This window comes from Psychrobacter sp. TB20-MNA-CIBAN-0197 (genome assembly GCF_040309765.1).
Taxonomy (GTDB): Bacteria; Pseudomonadota; Gammaproteobacteria; order Pseudomonadales; family Moraxellaceae; genus Psychrobacter; species Psychrobacter submarinus.
The window spans coordinates 1-323 of the sequence record NZ_JBEOPC010000260.1 but is presented as its reverse complement, the minus strand read 5'-3'; the positions used below and the strand labels follow the sequence as shown (position 1 = coordinate 323).

Genomic DNA, 323 nt, shown 5'->3' with positions numbered 1-323 from the left:
GGTATGCGCTGTGCGCCGCACATGGGCATGATAAAAAGTGGTGGCAACTACGCCAGTGCACTAGGACCAATTTCAGCAGCACGTACTAAGCATCAGGCTGATCAAATTTTATTTTGTCCAGGTGGCGACGTACAAGAAACCGGTGCTGCTAACTTTATACTTATTGATGGCAACGAAATTATTACTAAAGCGCTCGATAGCACATTTTTACATGGTGTTACCCGTAATAGTATTTTAACCATAGCTAAAGACTTAGGTATGACGGTAAGCGAGCGTAACTTTAGCGTTACTGAGCTACTAGAGCGTGCTGCTAAACCTGGTAC

Annotated in this window: 1 protein-coding gene; it reads left to right on the top strand. The window is 44.3% G+C overall.

Annotation, left to right across the window (positions count from 1 at the left end; all coding sequences use genetic code 11):
• Nucleotides 1–323, top strand: a 323-nt coding sequence (locus AAEY83_RS13570) for an aminotransferase class IV (protein ID WP_351059589.1), incomplete at both ends; no start/stop codon positions are given.